Annotated in this window: 18 protein-coding genes; 14 read left to right on the forward strand and 4 right to left on the reverse strand. The window is 69.3% G+C overall.

What is annotated here, in order from left to right:
• Nucleotides 1-239: 239 nt before the first annotated feature.
• On the reverse strand, nt 240-983 hold the full coding sequence (locus tag AB0B72_RS37310; RefSeq protein ID WP_367744280.1) for a GntR family transcriptional regulator: 744 nt from the start codon (nt 981-983) through the stop codon (nt 240-242).
• A 468-nt stretch (nt 984-1,451) separates the two neighbouring features.
• Between AB0B72_RS37310 and AB0B72_RS37315 the strand changes: the two genes are divergently transcribed.
• The 9 genes from AB0B72_RS37315 (at nt 1,452) to AB0B72_RS37355 (ending at nt 10,021) form a co-directional block, all read left to right on the forward strand.
• The gene (locus tag AB0B72_RS37315) at nt 1,452-2,801 is read left to right on the forward strand and encodes an extracellular solute-binding protein (RefSeq protein ID WP_367744281.1); all 1,350 of its coding nucleotides are present in this window, start codon (nt 1,452-1,454) and stop codon (nt 2,799-2,801) included.
• Entirely contained in the window at nt 2,798-3,748 is a 951-nt protein-coding gene (locus AB0B72_RS37320; protein WP_367744283.1) for a carbohydrate ABC transporter permease, read from the forward strand. Before AB0B72_RS37315 ends, AB0B72_RS37320 begins: the two co-directional genes overlap by 4 nt.
• Nucleotides 3,748-4,659, forward strand: coding sequence for a carbohydrate ABC transporter permease (locus AB0B72_RS37325; protein WP_367744284.1), 912 nt, complete (start codon nt 3,748-3,750; stop codon nt 4,657-4,659). The genes AB0B72_RS37320 and AB0B72_RS37325 overlap by 1 nt, the downstream gene beginning before the upstream one ends.
• Nucleotides 4,659-5,726, forward strand: coding sequence for an ABC transporter ATP-binding protein (locus AB0B72_RS37330; protein WP_367744285.1), 1,068 nt, complete (start codon nt 4,659-4,661; stop codon nt 5,724-5,726). Before AB0B72_RS37325 ends, AB0B72_RS37330 begins: the two co-directional genes overlap by 1 nt.
• Nucleotides 5,726-6,802 carry an ABC transporter ATP-binding protein gene (locus tag AB0B72_RS37335; protein ID WP_367744286.1) on the forward strand — a complete coding sequence of 359 codons (1,077 nt, stop codon included), beginning with the start codon at nt 5,726-5,728 and terminating at the stop codon, nt 6,800-6,802. The genes AB0B72_RS37330 and AB0B72_RS37335 overlap by 1 nt, the downstream gene beginning before the upstream one ends.
• A 23-nt stretch (nt 6,803-6,825) precedes the next feature.
• On the forward strand, nt 6,826-7,002 hold the full coding sequence (locus tag AB0B72_RS37340) for an FAD-linked oxidase C-terminal domain-containing protein (protein ID WP_367744287.1): 177 nt from the start codon (nt 6,826-6,828) through the stop codon (nt 7,000-7,002).
• Between the two features lie 76 nt (nt 7,003-7,078).
• Nucleotides 7,079-8,539: an NAD-dependent succinate-semialdehyde dehydrogenase gene (locus AB0B72_RS37345; protein WP_367744289.1), complete on the forward strand. Its 1,461-nt coding sequence runs from the start codon at nt 7,079-7,081 to the stop codon at nt 8,537-8,539.
• Nucleotides 8,536-8,784, forward strand: a complete 249-nt coding sequence (locus AB0B72_RS37350; protein ID WP_367744290.1) for a hypothetical protein — start codon at nt 8,536-8,538, stop codon at nt 8,782-8,784. Before AB0B72_RS37345 ends, AB0B72_RS37350 begins: the two co-directional genes overlap by 4 nt.
• A gap of 1 nt (nt 8,785) precedes the next feature.
• Entirely contained in the window at nt 8,786-10,021 is a 1,236-nt protein-coding gene (locus AB0B72_RS37355) for an iron-containing alcohol dehydrogenase (RefSeq protein ID WP_367744291.1), read from the forward strand.
• Here the strand turns inward: AB0B72_RS37355 and AB0B72_RS37360 are convergent.
• Nucleotides 9,903-10,226: a Tn3 family transposase gene (locus AB0B72_RS37360; RefSeq protein ID WP_367744293.1), complete on the reverse strand. Its 324-nt coding sequence runs from the start codon at nt 10,224-10,226 to the stop codon at nt 9,903-9,905. The two genes, AB0B72_RS37355 and AB0B72_RS37360, sit on opposite strands and share 119 nt — an antisense overlap.
• Nucleotides 10,227-10,441: 215 nt before the next feature.
• Nucleotides 10,442-10,894: a hypothetical protein gene (locus AB0B72_RS37365; RefSeq protein ID WP_367744294.1), complete on the reverse strand. Its 453-nt coding sequence runs from the start codon at nt 10,892-10,894 to the stop codon at nt 10,442-10,444.
• A gap of 255 nt (nt 10,895-11,149) precedes the next feature.
• Between AB0B72_RS37365 and AB0B72_RS37370 the strand changes: the two genes are divergently transcribed.
• From AB0B72_RS37370 to AB0B72_RS37390, 5 genes are all read left to right on the forward strand, one after another.
• Entirely contained in the window at nt 11,150-11,542 is a 393-nt protein-coding gene (locus AB0B72_RS37370) for a GntR family transcriptional regulator (RefSeq protein ID WP_367744296.1), read from the forward strand.
• 49 nt (nt 11,543-11,591) lie between these two features.
• Complete coding sequence (locus AB0B72_RS37375) at nt 11,592-12,479, forward strand: ABC transporter ATP-binding protein (protein WP_367744298.1); 888 nt, start codon at nt 11,592-11,594, stop codon at nt 12,477-12,479.
• Nucleotides 12,476-13,549 carry an ABC transporter permease gene (locus AB0B72_RS37380; RefSeq protein ID WP_367744300.1) on the forward strand — a complete coding sequence of 358 codons (1,074 nt, stop codon included), beginning with the start codon at nt 12,476-12,478 and terminating at the stop codon, nt 13,547-13,549. The genes AB0B72_RS37375 and AB0B72_RS37380 overlap by 4 nt, the downstream gene beginning before the upstream one ends.
• Nucleotides 13,546-14,988, forward strand: coding sequence for a S41 family peptidase (locus AB0B72_RS37385; protein WP_367744301.1), 1,443 nt, complete (start codon nt 13,546-13,548; stop codon nt 14,986-14,988). The genes AB0B72_RS37380 and AB0B72_RS37385 overlap by 4 nt, the downstream gene beginning before the upstream one ends.
• Nucleotides 14,989-15,057: 69 nt before the next feature.
• On the forward strand, nt 15,058-16,260 hold the full coding sequence (locus AB0B72_RS37390) for an alpha/beta hydrolase family protein (RefSeq protein WP_367744302.1): 1,203 nt from the start codon (nt 15,058-15,060) through the stop codon (nt 16,258-16,260).
• 39 nt (nt 16,261-16,299) lie between these two features.
• Here the strand turns inward: AB0B72_RS37390 and AB0B72_RS37395 are convergent, their stop codons facing one another.
• Nucleotides 16,300-16,845, reverse strand: coding sequence for a TetR/AcrR family transcriptional regulator C-terminal domain-containing protein (locus AB0B72_RS37395; RefSeq protein WP_367744303.1), 546 nt, complete (start codon nt 16,843-16,845; stop codon nt 16,300-16,302).
• Nucleotides 16,846-16,911 lie beyond the last annotated feature (66 nt).

The following is a 16,911-nucleotide window of genomic DNA, read 5'->3' on the forward strand; positions in this document are numbered from 1 at the left end:
TTGGGGTCGAACTCGTGGATGACCAGCTGAACGTCACGCATCGTCCGTGACGAGACGTCGACGTCCCAGCCGCCCTCCTGCACGCGATAGTAGGGGTACATGGTGTCGAGCTCCTCGGCGGCGTCGCCGGTCAGGAGCAGTGCTCGGGGCACCTGCTTCTCCTCGCATCTGGAGCGGGTGAGGTGGATCCGATCCAATCCGATCCGATTGGGTTAGCATTCCTTGGCCCGGCCCGCCCGTCAAGCCTTTACCGCCATTCCGTCAGCGCCCTTGACCTCGTCGAACAATCGCCGGAACCGCTCGCCGGACAGCAGGATGTGCCGGCGCATGGCGTAGGCGGCGGCCTCGGGGTCACGCGCGGCGACCGCGGCCAGAACTTCTTCGTGCTCTGCCATGGCCAAGTAGGTGACCTGGGTGTCGTGGAGAAGCCGGAACAGGTGCACGTGCGTGTGCAGGCGAGCGAGCGCTTCGCGGATGACCTGGTTCTCCGCGCTCAGGGCGACGAGATCGTGAAAAGCGGCGTCGCGCAGCCCGAAGGCGCCATAGGCCATGGGCCCCTCGCCCCCCTCCAGCTCCGCCATCTCCTCCAGCATCCGTCGCAGACCGGCCACCTGCTTCGGGGATGCGCGTTCGGCGGATCTGCGCGCCGCCGCCGGCTCGAGGAGCAGGCGGAGCTCAAGCATGTCCTCGAATCGCTGACGGGTGATCTGGGGGGGAATGCGATAGCCGGCATGGGGTACGCGCACGACCAGGCCCTCGGCCTCCATGCGGTTCAGAGCGTCTCGGATCGGCGTCTGCGAGACCCCCAGCTCTCGCGCCAGGACGTCGATCGTGACGCGGGAGCCAGGCTCGATCCGCAGCGACATCAGCTGCCCGAGCAGCGTGTCGTACACCTCGTCGGCAAGCCGGCCGCGAGATCTTCGCGGCGGCGCTCCGCCCGTCATGGCCCCACGGCGCCGCGCGGTCATCACTTCGTCGTCCATCGTGACGTGAGGCCTTTCTTACGTTTTCGGAAACCTGTTGAATTCGGTCGCAACGCTGCGGGATGTTGACGCCCCCACCCGGATCGTATAGGAAAGGTGGCGGATGCCAGCCATCCTTCACCCTCGCGAAACCCCCCCCGTCATCGCTCCGCTTCGATCAGTTGGAGCTCCAATGAGCATGCTCGACGTCCTACTCGGTTCGCCCCCGGGCCGATAAGGACCAAAGGACTTCTTGACTGCTTGAAGCCCCATTACGTCGCGGCGTACCCGTGACGCCGGTCTGCGGGTCAGCCCTGCGACAGCCGGCAACACGCCTGAACACCCCCCAGTAACTGCTCGGCGAACCACGCAGCAGGGCTCCAGAACCTCCCCACCTAGAAAGCAGGCAAGAAGATGCGGCATCCAAGGCGAACAGGACCACTGTCCGTTCCCCGTCGAACGGTTCAGCTGGCGACGGCGGCCATGTTGGTGGCCACGACCATGGCGGCCTGCGGCCAGGACGACAGCGCGCAGGGGGGCGCCCCCAAGGCGCCGGCGACCATCCCGGAGCTCACCAAGGACCCGCTGACCCTCAGCTTCATCTGGTTCGACTGGCCCCCCGCCCACGCGCTGGAGGCTTTCGCGAACGCGGAGTACACCAAGGAACGGTCGAACGTGACCATCAAGGTCAAGACCGTGCCGAACGCGAACTGGCACGACGCGATGTTCACCCAGTTCGCAGCGCGCAAGACCGACTTCGACATCCCGATCCTGGACTCGCAGCACATCGGCGAGGCCGTGACCAACGGCAACATCCTCGACATCACCGACTTCGTCAAGAAGAACATCGACGTCAAGGCCTACAACCCGTACCTCCTGGCGGCCTACGGCCAGTACCCCCAGGCGGAGACCGGGAAGCGCGACGAGAACGCCAGCCTGTACGGACTGCCGCTGCTCGGCGACACCTGGACGATGATCTACCGCAAGGACCTGATCGGCGACAAGCCACCGCAGACCTGGGACGAGATGATCTCAGTCGCCGAGAAGTGCCAGGCGGACCACCCCGGCGTCAGCGGGCTGGCTTTCCACCAGGCCAACGGCTCCGACGCCGCGGCCGTGACCTACAACACGGTCAACGGCGTCTACGGCGGCAACCTCTGGGACGCCAAGACGCGCAAGATCGACGGCGTCGTCAACGACGCCGCGGGCCAGGAGGCGATGGACGTCCTGGTCAACAAGATGAAGCCGCTGACCGCCAAGGGCTCAGGCAACTGGTTCATCGACGAGGTGAACGCGGCGGTCGCCCAGGGCAAGGCGTGCATCGCGTTCAACTGGATCGCCGCGAGTGGCGGCCTGCTCGACCCGAAGCAGTCGACGCTCGGCACCACGCGGGAGCAGATTCTCGACAAGCTGGGGTTCGCCCCCCTGCCGAGCCAGAAGACGAACCTGGTGCCTCTCGGCGGCATGGGGATGCACGTGTCGGCCTACTCCCCGAAGGCGAACCAGGCGGAGGCCCTGAACTTCATGAAGTGGTTCGAGCGGGCCGACATCCAGAAGAAGTGGGCCGCCGCCGGTGGCGTGCCATCGCGTACGGACGCTCTGGAGTCGCCCGAGTTCCTCAACGCCGGGCCGTTCAACAAGGTGTACACCGAATCGGTTTCGCGGATGCGGGACATGTGGAATGTGCCCGAGTACGCGCGCCTCATCGACATTGAGAACACCAACGTGAACGCGGCTCTCAACGGCGCGAAGAAGCCGAAGGACGCGCTCGACGACATCGCCAAGCAGCAGCAGGCCGTGCTCGACTCCAGCGGCCGCAAGGGCGGCGGCGGACTGTGAGTGACCCCGTCCCTCTGACGACCGACCACCCGGTGCAGGAGGCGTCCGCGACGCCGCCCGCACCGGGCCGGTCCCGCCGCCTGAGCGACCGCTTGCTCGCCGGGGCCTTCATCTCCCCCGCGTTGCTGCTGTTGCTCGCAATGTCGGTGTTCCCGTTGCTGTGGGCGTTGTACCTGTCTTTCACCGACTACTCGGCCACCCGCGGGGGGCCCGCCCATTTCGTTTGGTTCGAGAACTACACCGCCATCCTGACGTCGGCGCAGGTCCACCTGAGGGCCTTGACGACGTTGATCTACGTGGTCGGCGCGGTCGCCCTGCAGACCGTGCTCGGTTTCACCATCGCGTACCTGATCTCACGGCGCACGCACGGGCGGGGACTGCTGACCACCGCGTTCCTGGTTCCGATGATGCTGTCGCCGGTCGTGGTCGGGCTGTTCTGGCGGTTCATGCTCGACGCGCAGTTCGGCGTGATCAACAGCATGCTCGGCTCGCTCGGCCTGGGGCAGGTGGAGTGGCTCACCCAGCAGGGAACGGCGTTGCTTTCCCTGATCGTGGTCGACACCTGGCAGTGGACGCCGTTCATCATGCTCATCGCACTCGCGGGCCTTACCGCGGTCCCCAAGTACCTGTACGAGGCCGCCTCGATCGACCGGGCGTCCGAGTGGTTCCGGTTCCGCACCATCACTCTTCCGCTGGTGTGGCCGCTGCTCCTCATCGCCGTGTTGTTCAGGGCCATCGAGGCCTTCCGGCTGTTCGACCTCGTCTACATCCTCACCAGCGGAGGTCCGGGGGTCTCCACCGAGACGTTGTCGTTCCACGTCTACAAGGTCGCGTTCCTGGGCTTCAACACCGGAACCGCCTCGGCGTACGGGATCCTCATGGTCCTCATCGTCCTCGTCCTCACGCAGCTCTACCTGCGCTACTTGAACAAGCTCAAGGAGGACTGATGGCCGTCTCCGTCGACGAGGCCGTGTCCGCAGGTCCTGGCCGGGATCACACACCCCCCACGCGGCGCCGTGGCGGCCGGGGCCGCTCCGTGCTGGAGGTCGCGCTGCTGACCGTGCTGGCCGTCGTGATGCTCTTCCCGGTGCTGTGGATGATCGAGACGTCCATCAAGGAGAACCGGGACGTCTACGCCATCCCGGCCAAGTTCTTCGACTTCAAGGTCACACTGGACCATTTCAAGGACGTGTTCGCCGGCTCCGGCGGCGGTCGCTCGGCCTTGTCCGTCTCGTTCCTCAACTCCGTCGTGGTCGCCGGGGTCTCCACGGCGCTGGCCACCGTGCTGGGCGTCCCGGCGGCCTGGGCCTACTCACGCTTCTCCGTGAAGGCCAAGAAGGACCAACTGTTCTTCATCCTGTCCACCCGCTTCATGCCGCCCGTGGTGGTCGTGATCCCGATCTTCCTCATGTACCGCCAGCTCGGACTCATCGACAACAAGCTCGGCCTGATCCTCATCTACACCGCGTTCAACGTCCCGTTCACGATCTGGATGATGAAGGGGTTCGTCGACGAGGTGCCCGCAGAGTACGAGGATGCCGCCATGCTCGACGGCTACACCCGCCTGCAGGCGTTCTGGAAATTCACCCTTCCCCTGCTCCTGCCCGGCATCGCCGCGACGGCGGTCTTCGCACTCATCTTCTCCTGGAACGAGTTCGTGTTCGCCATCTTCCTTACCTCCAGCGACAGCGTGCGGACGGCCCCACCCGCCATCGCCGGCCTCATCGGTGGAACCACTGTGGACTGGGGTCTCGTGGCCGCCGCCTCCGTGGTCTTCGCCCTACCGGTGCTCGTCTTCGCCTACCTTGTGCGCAAGCACCTCGTCGCCGGTGTGACGCTCGGGGCGGTGCGACGCTGATGGCGGGCATCGAGGTGACCACCCTGCACAAGCGCTACCCGGACGGGACGGTCGCAGTCGAGCAGGTGGACCTGTCCATCGGCGACGGCGAGCTGTTCGTGATGCTCGGCCCTTCGGGTTGCGGCAAGACGACCACGCTGCGGGCCATAGCCGGCCTGGAGAGGCAGACGTCGGGCGACATCCGCATCGGCGACACGCTGGTCAACGACCTGCCGCCCGCCGAGCGCGACATCGCCATGGTGTTCCAGTTCTACGCTCTCTACCCGCATCTGAGAACCCGCGACAACCTGGCGTTCCCATTGCGGGCCGAGGGACTGCCCAAGGCGGAGGTGCAGGAGCGGGTCGACGAGGCCGCCCGGCTGATGCGGCTTGGTCCGCTCCTGGACCGGCGACCGCACCGGCTGTCCGGCGGGGAGCAGCAGCGCGTCGCGCTTGCTCGCGCCCTGGTGCGACGACCGCGCGCATTCCTCATGGACGAACCCCTCACCAATCTGGACGCGGAGCTGAGGGCGGACATGCGCACGGAGATCAAGCACCTGCAAGGGGAGCTGGGGACGACGATGGTCTACGTCACCCACGACCAGGTCGAGGCGATGTCGCTCGGTCACAGAATCGCCATCCTCAACAAGGGCCGCGTCGAGCAGATCGGCACGCCGCTGGAGGTCTACGACCGTCCGGCGAGTCTTTTCTGCGCCGCATTCATCGGCTCCCCGCCGATGAACCTGATCGAGGTGGAGGTGGCCGACGGGAAGCTGCGCAGTCAGGGCGGACTGGTCCTCACGCCACCGCCAGGCCTGCCGCGCGACCGTCGCCTGGTCGCGGGCGTCCGTCCGGAGGCGCTGGAAGTCACAGAACCCGGGGCGGAAGGTTCGGTCCCGGCCCGCGTGGTCTCGGCGGAGTGGCTGGGCGACGAAATCATCTACGTGGTCGACCACGACGGCCAGCGCGACGTACGGGTTCGGATGCCACCGACTGTCCGTTTCGATGCTGACGCACCGGTCGGGCTGCGGCACACCGGCGGGGCCCCGGCGGTCTACGACGTGAGCACGGAAGAGTTGGTGGCCTGATGGGAACCGTGGCAGTGCACGGGCTGCGCAAGTCCTTCGGCAAAGTCCAGGCCCTGGACGGGGTGACGCTGGACGTGCCGGACGGCTCGTTTTTCGTCGTGCTCGGGCCCTCCGGGGCAGGCAAGACGACGACCCTGCGAGCGATCGCCGGCCTTGAGAAGCTTGACGCCGGGTCGGTGCATCTGGACGGGAGGGACGCGACCGGTGACGCCCCGGCCGCACGCGACCTGGCCATGGTCTTCCAGAGCTACGCCCTCTACCCGCGACGCACGGCGTACGAGAACATCGCTTCGCCGCTGCGGGCACGCCGCTGTTCTTCGAGCGAGATCGCCGCTGCCGTCGAGCGGATGTCGAGCCTGCTGCACATCGAACGTCTGCTGCAGCGTCGTCCCGCGCAGTTGTCGGGCGGTGAGATGCAGCGTGTCGCCCTGGCCCGGGCGCTGGTCCGTAGCCCGCGCGCGTTTCTCATGGACGAGCCGCTGACGAACCTCGACCTCAAGCTCCGCGTCGAGATGCGCACCGAGCTCACCCGTATCCACCGGAGCCTCGGAGCGACCTTCGTCTACGTGACCAACGACCAGGTCGAGGCCCTGTCCATGGCCGACCAGGTCGCGGTCCTCAAGGAGGGGAAGGTGCAACAGGTCGGAACGCCGGCCGAGGTGTACGAGCGGCCGGCCAACCAGTGGGTCGCAGGCTTCGTCGGGAGCCCGCCGATCAGCCTGCTCGCCTGCCACGCCGAGGGAGATCGTCTGGTCGGGGCGGAAGGCTGGACGCTGCCGCGGCCCCGCTGGACCACGGCTGAGGACGGTCGTCCGCTGCTGCTCGGCCTGCGCGCGGAGGACCTGTCCGTCGAGCAGCGTGGGGACGCGTCGTTGCCGGGTGAGCTCTACGGCCTTGAGCCGCTCGGTGACAGAACGGTGGTCGACGTCCGCGTGGGGACGGAGATCCTCAAGGTCAAGGCACGGCCCACCGTCACCGGTACGCCGGGCGAGCGGCTGCATGTCACGGTCGACCTGGACCGTGCGCACCTGTTCGATGCGGGCACCGGGCTGGCGCTGTCCGAGGCCGGGAGGTAACCGCGCAGGGCGGCGACGTCGGCATGCGCCCGCACGTGGTGATCGAGCCCCGGCGGACCGTCACCGGTGAGCACGGCCTGACGACGCTGAAGCGACCATGGCCCGGCAAGGCGATCGGTGGCGCGGAGCGTCGCCCTGCAGCCAGGGCCAAGGCCACGTTCGACCCGCTCGGCAACCTCGGCCCCGACGAGGTCGTGTGACCCGCTCGTCAACGCGCGTGGCGCGATCGCTGAGGTCACGCTGGACATCACCAAGAACATCACAGGAGGCGACGCGATGAGTGACCCGATGAACGTCCTGGCCCCCGAGCACCGGCGACTCCGGATCGGCGACGCCTGGCGCGACGCCGCCGGCGGAGCCACCTTTGTCGTCGAGGACCCGGCCACCGGCAAGACCATCGCCGAGGTGGCGGACGCCGGCGTCGTTGACGGGCTCGCCGCTCTGGACGCGGCGAGCAAGGCGATGGCGGAGTGGGCGGCGACCCCGCCGCGCAAACGGTCAGAGTTGCTGACCGCGACGTACCGGGCACTGACCGAGCGATCCGAGGAGGTCGCCCGGTTGATAACGCTCGAGATGGGCAAGCCGCTCGCCGAGGCTCGGGGAGAGGTGGCCTACGGCGCCGAGTTCTTCCGTTGGTTCGCCGAGGAGGCGGTGCGCGTCGAGGGGCGCTACAACACCGCTCCCGCTGGTGGATACCGCGTCCTCACCGTGCCGAAGCCGGTCGGACCGTGCGTCTTCGTGACGCCCTGGAACTTTCCGTTGGCCATGGGTGCCCGCAAGATCGCTCCTGCGCTGGCGGCGGGCTGCACGACGATCACCAAGCCGGCGGCCCAGACGCCACTCACCATGCTGTTCCTGGCCCGCATCATGGAGGAGGTCGGCGTTCCCCCGGGCGTCGTCAACGTCGTGACGACCAAGCGTTCCGGCGAGGTGGTCTCAGCACTGCTGGCCGACCGCCGGACCCGCAAGCTTTCGTTCACCGGGTCGACCGAGGTCGGGCGCGTGCTGCTACGACAGGCGGCGGACAACGTGCTGCGCACCTCCATGGAACTGGGCGGCAACGCGGCCTTGATCGTGTGTGCCGACGCGGACCTGGACGTCGCGGTCGACGGTGCCATGGTGGCCAAGATGCGCAACATCGGGGAGTCCTGCATCGCGGCCAACCGAATCTACGTCGAGGAGCCGGTGCGCGAGGAGTTCACGGCGCGCTTCGCCGAGCGGATGGGCGCGCTCTCGGTGGGCCATGGTCTCGACGACGGCGTGGACGTCGGGGCGTTGATCGACGAGGCCTCGGTCACCAAGATCGACGAGCTCGTCGCCGACGCGGTCGATCGCGGCGCCCGTGTCTTGGTGGGCGGCGGGCGTCCGGATGGGCCGGGCCACTTCTACCCGCCTACGGTCCTCGTCGACGTGCCCGAAGACGCGCAGATCCTGGAGGAGGAAATCTTCGGCCCGGTGGCGCCGATCATCTCGTTCACGTCCGACGACGAGGTGATGGCGAAGGCCAACGACACCGAGCACGGCCTGGTCGGATACGTCTTCACCCGTGATCTCCAGCGGGCGCTCCGGTTCACCGAGGGGCTGGAGACGGGGATGGTCGGCGTCAACCGTGGTCTGATCTCGGACCCGTCAGCTCCGTTCGGAGGCGTGAAGCAGTCCGGGATCGGCAAGGAGGGGTCGCACGAGGGCATCCTTGAGTACCTCGACGTCACCTACGCGGCGATCGACCTACCGTGACCGGCCTGCGGCTCCGGGTGCCCGCCGAGGATCACCGCGCCCTGTGCACACATGACCTGACCGGCCTCCGCCCGTGGGACGGGACCGGGGCCATGTACCCGAGGGCCGGCGGGCACGACCGAGTCCGGGAGCCCGGCGCGCGCCTGCGCCACCCGGCAGCCAACCTTGCCGACGCCGTCCCGGTCTCGCAGGTGACCTGGACGTCCGCCCAGCAAATCACCGCCGACGTTCCAGAGAGGCACTGACATGCTTGAGACCGTCCGCGGGCCGCGCCAGCTGATAGTGGGCGAAGGGGTCGCGCAGAACATCCCACGAGTGGTGGCCGAGTGCGGCTCGCGAGTCCTCATCGTGACCGACCGGGTTCTTCTGGCGCAGCCGGGCGTGGCCGAGATCGTGGCCGCCGTGCGGGAGAAGGTCGCAGTCGTCGGGGTGTTCGCCGACGCGACTCCGGACGTGCCACTCACCGATGTCGCCCTGGCCGTCTCGGTCGCCGAGGAGGTGGACGCCGACGTGATCCTCGCCATCGGGGGTGGCACGGTGATCGACCTCGCCAAAATCGTCGGCGTCATCCGGCGCCACGGTGGGACGCCGCGCGACTTCTACGGCGAGTCGAAGGTGCCGGGGCCGACGTTTCCTCTCGTCGCGGTCCCGACGACGTCAGGCACCGGCTCCGAGGTCACGCCCGTCTCGGTGTTGACCGACCCGGACCGCGAGCTGAAGGTGGGGGTCTCCAGCGTCCACATCGTGCCCGACTTCGCCATCGTCGACCCCGAGCTGACCTACACCTGCCCTGCGAGCGTCACCGCCCACTCCGGCATCGACGCGTTTTGCCACGCGGTGGAGAGCTTCACCGCGCGACCCCGGGCCCACGGACCGCGCGACCCGGTGGAGCAGGTCTTCCTCGGCCGCAACCCGATCACCGATCACTACGCGCTCCTGGCCGCGGAGCGGATCGCCCGCAGCTTGCCCCATGTCGTCAGGGACGGAGGCGACAAGGACGCGCGCGCGGACATGTCCTATGGGTCCATGCTGGCCGGGATCGCATTCTCCCACGCAGGCAACGCGGCTCCGCACGCCCTCCAGTACCCTATCGGCGCAGCCACCCACACGCCGCACGGCCTGGGCGTCGGGCTGCTGCTGCCCTACGCGCTGGACGCGGCCAGGGATGCCATCGGCGACCGGTTGGCCATCCTCGCCAGGGTGTGCGGGCTCGACGTGACCGACGCCTCGGATGCCGAGGCCGCAGATACGTTCCTCACCTGGCTCGACGGGCTCCTTGCCGACATCGGCATCCCTACCACCTTGGCGGACATCGGCGTGGCACGCGCCGACCTCCCGCGCTTCGCGGAGATGGCCACCGGCGTCACCCGCTTGATCCAGAACCATCCAGGCCCGACCGACAGCGCCAGCCTGACCGCGATCCTCGAAGCGGCCTGGATCGGGGACCGGACCCGACACGTTCTGACTCCGGAGCAGAGATAGTGACGGGCCTTTCACAAGACGACGGGTAGTCGGCCTCGGCCCGTCCCCGTGGCCATGCCCCGTACAGAGCGATCTTGCCCACGTCGCGGGTGCGGGGCGACAGCTGTAACCCCAGCAGGTCGAACAACGCGAAGACGACCGGCGTCACCCCGTGGGTGTCGGGGTGGCGTTCCCAAGGTCTCGTCCAGCACGTAGTGGGCCTCACGGTTCGTCGCGATCTTCGTGCCGTAGGTGGTGTGCCGATCGGTCACATGGGTGTGGGTCGGCCTCGTCCAGGCGCACTGGGCCGTCCCCGGCGGCCACGACCTCCTCCAGTCCCCCCAGCTCCCGCTCGGCCTCGGTTTGGGCCACCGGCGGCCTGGACGGGCTTGCCGGCCAGCCGGCAGAACTCCGCCCGCTGCAAGGCCCACTGCCGCGGCGTCAGCAGGTAAGCCGCCGGGTCGCCATACCGGTGCGAGCCCGGCACGAACACATCCCCGCTGCGCAGGCCGGCACAACTCCCCGTAGTGCCGAAAATCGCCGCCGGTGGCCGCCGTCTCCAGGTAGCAGACACCCATACGAGCCCTTCAAGGCGGCCAGCCGCCCGTGATCGCGCGGCAGCCTGGAGGTGACCTGCGCCATCGCCGACCGCAGACGCGGCCACCCGACCCGCCCGCCACGGATCAGCCCACCGGCCTGATCGTCGGGTACAGCTGGATCGGTGATGATCGTCAGCAGGTCGTCCAGGAGAGACTGCCGGTCCTCGCCCGATCTGCCACGCTCGGCCAGCGCGTCGCGCATGGTGCGCTCAGCCTTGCTCTCCCGCGCGGAAACGGCCTGGTCGACCGACTGCACCACCTCATCGAGCGCCTCGGTCGACGACTGCGCCAGCAAGGTCAGCAGGATCGGGTAGCGCGCTGTGGATCGCGCCGTTGCAGCGCCTGCGCGGTCAACCGGCGGCCGGCCGTGGCCAGAAACCGGCGCCGCTCGGCCGGCATCACCGACAGATTTAGAGCATCCGCGCCCACAGCGCGCAGGAACTCCAGCGACCGCCAAGCCCCCAAGTCTGCCCGCGTGACACGGCGGTCCTTATGGCTTCTTAACATCCATCCCCCTAAAGTGCTATGAGACTAGATAAATGGAGGAACTGTGATCGAGTTCCATCTGGACGGCCGGTCCGGTGTCTCGCCGTACCTGCAGCTGGTCCAGCAGGTGCGGCAAGCGCTGCGGCTGGGTTTGCTGCGTGAGGGCGACCAGCTTCCGACCGTCAAGGACGTGGTCGCTCGGCTGGCGATCAACCCCAACACGGTCCTCAAGGCCTACCGCGAGCTCGAACACGAGGGCCTGGTGGCCGCCCGGCCGGGGGTCGGGACGTTCGTGACGAAGACGCTGACCGACGCCTCCCTGGCCGCCCACGCCCCGTTGCGCAGGGAGCTGCAGCGCTGGCTCGCCAAGGCCCGCCTGGCCGGCCTCGACGAGGAGAGCATCGAGGCCCTGTTCATGACGACGTTTCGGACCGCCGCACAGGAGGACATAGCGTGACCGAGCGCAAGCACCGCACCTTGGTCATGAGAGCTGCGGAAGGAACCTCATGACCGACGTCCTGCGGGCCCACGAGCTGGGCAAGAGGTACGGCAGGCGATGGGCGCTGAGAGACTGCACCATCGACATCCCGGCCGGGCACGTCGTGGGGTTGGTGGGCCCCAACGGAGCCGGCAAGACCACGCTGCTGAAGCTGGCCGGCGGCCAGCTCGCGCCGACGGCAGGCGCCATCACCGTGCTCGGCGGCCGTCCCGCCGCCAGCCCGGCGCAGCTGGCCAAGGTCGGTTTCGTCGCCCAGGACACTCCCGTCTACACCGGGCTGAGCGTCGCCGACCACCTGCGGCTGGGAGCCCGGCTCAACCCCGGCTGGGACGCCGCGCTGGCACGGGAACGGGTCGAACGGCTCGATCTCGACCCCGGCCGCCGGGCGGGGAAGCTGTCGGGCGGCCAGCGGGCCCAGCTCGCCCTCACCCTGGGCCTGGCCAAGCGGCCCGAGCTGCTGATCCTGGACGAGCCGGTCGCCGCGCTCGACCCGCTGGCCCGCCGCGAGTTCCTGCAGGGCCTGATGGAGGCGACCGCCGAGCACGAGCTCAGCGTTGTGCTCTCCTCCCACCTGGTCGCCGACCTCGAACGGACGTGTGACTACCTGATCGTGCTGGTCGACTCGCGTGTCCGGGTCGCCGGGGAGGTCGAGGAGTTGCTGGCCACCCATCACCGGCTCACCGGGCCGCGCCGCGATCCCGGCCGCCTGCCCGCCGACCAGCACGTGGTGTCCGCCAGCCACACCGAGCGGCAGAGCACCTTCGTCGTACGCACCGACGCACCGATCCACGACCCCGCCTGGACGGTCAGCCGGCTCAGCCTGGAAGACCTCGTCCTGGCCTACATGGAGAAGCCCGCCGCCGTCCGGCCGGTCGCACTGGAGGTGCAGCGATGATCTGGCTGACCTGGCGGCAGTTTCGCGGGGCGGCCACGATGGCGGCCGCCGCACTCGTTCTGCTCGCCGTCCTCCTGGCTCTCACCGGCCCGGATCTCGCATCCGACTACTCCTCCGGGATCGCCGAATGCGCCACCGCCGCGGGCGGCTGCGCGGGGTTCTTCGACCGGTTCTTCGACGACAAGCAGGGCCCTTTCCTGATCGTCACCCTCATCGTGCTGGTCCTGCCGGCCCTGTTCGGGCTCTTCTGGGGAGCGCCGCTGATCGCCCGCGAGCTGGAGGCCGGCACGCACCTGCTGGTGTGGAACCAGAGCATCACCCGCACCCGCTGGCTGGCCGTCAAACTCGGTCTCACCGGCCTGGCGGCCGTGGCCGCCGCCGGGTTGTGCAGCCTCGCGGTGACCTGGTGGGCGGGCCCTCTGGACAGATCCGCCGCCCCGGGCTTCGGGCTGCTGGATCCGCTGGTGTTCGGCGCCCGGGGAATCGTCCCCATGGCGTACGCGGCCTTCGCCCTCGTCCTCGGCGTGACCGTGGGGATGATGGTCCGCCGCACGCTGACCGCCATGGCCGTCACCCTGGCCGTCTTCGCGGTGGTGCAGGTCGTCGTGCCGCTGGTGGTGCGGCCCCACCTGCTGCCCCCGGTCACCTCGACCTTCGAGCTCGGCCATGACAACGTCGACGGGTTCCACATGCCGCGCGACGGCGGATCCATGAGCCTGACCCTGGAGCCGGCGATCCCCGGCCACACGGGCGCCTGGCTCCTGTCCAGCACGCTCATCGGCCCGTCGGGGCCCATCACCGGGGACGGCGGCCCTCTCCCCATCGCCGTGTCCACATCCTCCGGACCCTGCGCACCGCCGGAGAGGCGGCCACAAGGAGCGCAGCCGGCAGGGGGCGACCTCGACCCGTGCCTCGTCGAGATCAACCGGCTGGGCTACCGGCAGCGGGCGACCTACCAGCCCTTCGAGCGTTTCTGGCCCTTCCAGTGGGTCGAGACGGGCCTCTACGCCCTGCTCACCCTCGGTCTTGCGGGGCTCTGCTTCCGGTGGATCCGCAGGCGCGTGTCATGACCGCCAAGACCGTCAAAACCGTGACGGCCGGTCTCGCCGTGCTCCTCGCGGCGGCCTGCACGGCGAGCACGCCGCCGCGCACCCTGCCCGGCGCGACGGCCACCGGTGGGCCGGCCGTGTGCGACCGGCCCCGGGGCAACCCCGCGCCGGAGACCCCCACCACGATCGACGTCGTCGAGCAGGCCTACTTCTGCATCCTCGCCGAGTACTACAGCGGAGCCACGCTGGACGCGCGCACCCTGCTCGGCGCGGGATTCGTCGCCTTCACCCAGGAGCTCATCCGCGACGGGCACGACCTGCCCGACGCCACCATGCCGGCGCTGACCGGCGACAGGAAAGCCGACTGGGCCGCGTTCGAGAAGGTCTACCGGCGCGTCACCGATCAGCTGCCGGACGACGCCGGCCTGCGGAAGAAGCTGGCCGCCGCCACTTTGCAGGCCATCGTGGACAGTCTGGGCGACAACCACGCCCGCTGGCAGCACGGCGAACAGCGGCCGCCCGACTACTACGACGGCGACCAATACGGCCTGGGCCTGCGGGCCAACGCCGGCCCCCAGGTGGCCGGCAACCCCGGGACCGCCCTGGCCCCGCTGTTCGTGACCGTGGTCGCGGGCGGACCGGCGAAGGCCGCCGGGCTGCGCCCCGGCGACGTCATCGAGTCGATCAACGGATCGGCGCCCTTCATCGGCGAAGCCGTCATCGCGGCCGCGGTCGCCGCGCTCTACCCGCGCTATCCGGAAGCCGGCCCGGTGCGGCTCCGGGTGCTGCGGCCGGACACCGGCCGCCACCGCACCGTGACGCTGAAGCCCGGCCTCTACCAGCCTGATCCCGCCACCACGCAGCTCGTGACATCCAAATTGCTGAAGGACGACATCGCCTACGTGAAGCTGGGCGGCTTCGCGCCCGACGCCGCCGACCGGGTCTTCAAGGAAATCTCCCGGTTGCGATCCGGCCGGACGCTCACCGGCCTCGTGCTCGACCTGCGCGGCAACGGCGGCGGCAGCCCCGACGAGGCCAACCGGCTGCTGGGCGCGTTCGCCCACGGCAAGGTCACCGCGTACCAGTGCGCCGTGGACGGCACGTGCGAGACCATGCGGACCGACGACACGGTGGCGCTGCTCAACCTGCCGCTGACAGTGCTCACCGACCGCGGCTGCGCCTCCGCGTGCGAGCACTTCAGCTCCGCCGTCAAGGACCTTGGTCTCGGCCGGCTGATCGGAACGCGGACCGCGGGCGTCGTCTCGGGGCCCGCGCAGCCGTACCTCCTCAGCGACAACACCCTCCTGGGGTTCCCGTCCCAGCATCATCTGGCCCCCAACCGCGAGGTGATCGACCGGGTGGGTGTGGCACCCGACTTCTACGTGCCGCCGACCCCGCGGGACGCCGCCACCGGGCGCGACCCCGCCCTGGCCAAGGCCCTGACCCTGCTGCACAAGTGACACCGCCGCCCAAACCTGCCGCGTACTCCCCTGTCATCAGGTCGTCCCCCCGAAAGGACGGACCGTTTCATGAGTCATGCCTTCAGACCGAGGCCGGTTCTGCGTGGCGGCCTGGCGGCCGCCGCCGGGCTGGTCGTCCTCGCCGCGGCCGCCTGCGCCGCGCCGGCCCCTCCCCGATCCATGGCCGCCCCGTCGGTCACACCCACCGGCCCCGCGGTCATGCCTCCGCCCACCGGGCCCCACCCGGTCGGCACCACCACCCTGTATCTGAAGGACACCTCCCGCCCCGACCCATGGGTGCCCGAGGCGAAGGCCAGGGAGCTCATGGTCACCCTGTGGTATCCGGCGCGGGCGGCCGGGGAGCAGCGCGCCCCGTACATGACCGCGAAGGAGTCGGAGCTGCTCCTGAAGGGCAAGAGGGTGACCGGCGCGCCGTACGACCTGCTGAGCAGAACACGCACCAACGCGTTCAGCGACGCGAAACCGGCGGGGCGCAAGGACACTCTGCCCCTGGTGGTGCTCTCCCCCGGGTTCACCATGCCCCGCACCACACTCACATCCCTGGCCGAGGAGCTGGCCAGCCGAGGGTATGTGGTGGCCGGCGTCGACCATGCATATGAGAACTACGCGACGACCTTCCCCGACGGGCGGATCGCCGAATGCGTCGCGTGCGACAGCGACTCCGACCCCGGCTTCGGAACCAAGGATGTCACGGTCCGCGCGGCCGACGTCTCCTTCGTCCTCGACCGGCTCACCGGGCCGCACGCCAAGTGGGAGGGCTCCTCCCTGATCGACCCGTCGAAGATCGGGATGGCCGGCCAGTCGATCGGCGGGGCCGCCGCCCTGGCGGCAATGGTGAAGGACTCCCGGGTACGCGCCGGGATCGACATCGACGGCACCACCTACGCCCGGATCCCCAAGCGCGGGCTGTCGCGGCCGTTCCTGTTCCTCGGCTCGGCGGGCCACCCGCCCGGCGGGCGGGACAACTCGTGGGACCGCGACTGGAAGCTGCTGACCGGCTGGAAACGCTGGCTCCTCGTGCCCGGCGGGGAGCACCAGTCCTTCACCGACGTGGCGGTCCTGGCGGGCCCGCTCGGTCTCGGCACCGTGGGTGGCTCGTCCCCGGCCCGCTCCGTGGAGATCGGCCGTACGTACGTCCGGGCCTTCTTCGACCTGCATCTGCGTGGCGAACGCCAGCCCCTGCTGGACCAGGCGTCGCCACGCTTCCCCGAGGTCAAGGTCTGCACTCCCGCCACGAAGACCTGCGAGTAGCGGATCGCCCCTTACGCCCTTGGACCACGGGTCGCCGATTCAGGACAGACTCGCTCTGATGCCCGTGATGATCAGCTCCAGGCCGTCGCGGAAGGCGCGGTCGCGGAGCTCCCTCGGCCAGGCGTCGGTGCCGGCTTTGCGGGCCTGTTCCTCGGTCGTGTAGCCGTTGACGTAGGCGAGGACGGTGTCCACGGCGACGATGGCCGTGTCCGCGGGAGCGCCCGCGGCGGACAGGGCGGCGGCGAGGCCGTGGAAGGTGGCGACGGCCTCGTCACTCGGGCGCTGGAACGTGGACAACAGGCGCGCGCCGTCGCGGTGGGCCAGCATGACCTCGCGCACGCCGATCGCGACGCCGCGCAGCAGCTCGTCCCAGGGCCCGGCGGGCAGCGGGACGGCGGCCGGCGGGGCGACCAGATGCTCGACCATGGCGTCCAGCAGGGCCTGCTTGCTGGGGTAGTGCCGGTAGAGGGCGCCCGCCTGCACCCCGAGGCGGCCGGCCAGGAGTCGCATGGTGAGACCGTCGAGGCCGACCTCGTCGAGCAACTCGATTGCCGCCTGGAGCACTTGAGCGCGCCGCTGCCCCACCGATTTCTCCTCCCAGCCGGGGGTTGACAGTCCATCCCCTCGTACGTGAACAATGTACACGTGAAC

Source organism: Microbispora sp. NPDC049125 (genome assembly GCF_040802045.1).
Taxonomy (GTDB): Bacteria; Actinomycetota; Actinomycetes; order Streptosporangiales; family Streptosporangiaceae; genus Microbispora.

What these genes read in the sequence shown, in the direction of transcription:
- AB0B72_RS37355 (WP_367744291.1), top strand. Translation starts at nt 8,786, where the DNA reads ATGCTTGAGACCGTCCGCGGGCCGCGCCAGCTGATAGTGGGCGAAGGG.
- AB0B72_RS37380 (WP_367744300.1), top strand. Translation starts at nt 12,476, where the DNA reads ATGATCTGGCTGACCTGGCGGCAGTTTCGCGGGGCGGCCACGATGGCG.
- AB0B72_RS37330 (WP_367744285.1), top strand. Translation starts at nt 4,659, where the DNA reads ATGGCGGGCATCGAGGTGACCACCCTGCACAAGCGCTACCCGGACGGG.
- AB0B72_RS37345 (WP_367744289.1), top strand. Translation starts at nt 7,079, where the DNA reads ATGAGTGACCCGATGAACGTCCTGGCCCCCGAGCACCGGCGACTCCGG.
- AB0B72_RS37375 (WP_367744298.1), top strand. Translation starts at nt 11,592, where the DNA reads ATGACCGACGTCCTGCGGGCCCACGAGCTGGGCAAGAGGTACGGCAGG.
- AB0B72_RS37335 (WP_367744286.1), top strand. Translation starts at nt 5,726, where the DNA reads ATGGGAACCGTGGCAGTGCACGGGCTGCGCAAGTCCTTCGGCAAAGTC.
- AB0B72_RS37340 (WP_367744287.1), top strand. Translation starts at nt 6,826, where the DNA reads ATGCGCCCGCACGTGGTGATCGAGCCCCGGCGGACCGTCACCGGTGAG.
- AB0B72_RS37385 (WP_367744301.1), top strand. Translation starts at nt 13,546, where the DNA reads ATGACCGCCAAGACCGTCAAAACCGTGACGGCCGGTCTCGCCGTGCTC.
- AB0B72_RS37325 (WP_367744284.1), top strand. Translation starts at nt 3,748, where the DNA reads ATGGCCGTCTCCGTCGACGAGGCCGTGTCCGCAGGTCCTGGCCGGGAT.
- AB0B72_RS37390 (WP_367744302.1), top strand. Translation starts at nt 15,058, where the DNA reads ATGAGTCATGCCTTCAGACCGAGGCCGGTTCTGCGTGGCGGCCTGGCG.
- AB0B72_RS37310 (WP_367744280.1), bottom strand. Translation starts at nt 983, where the DNA reads ATGGACGACGAAGTGATGACCGCGCGGCGCCGTGGGGCCATGACGGGC.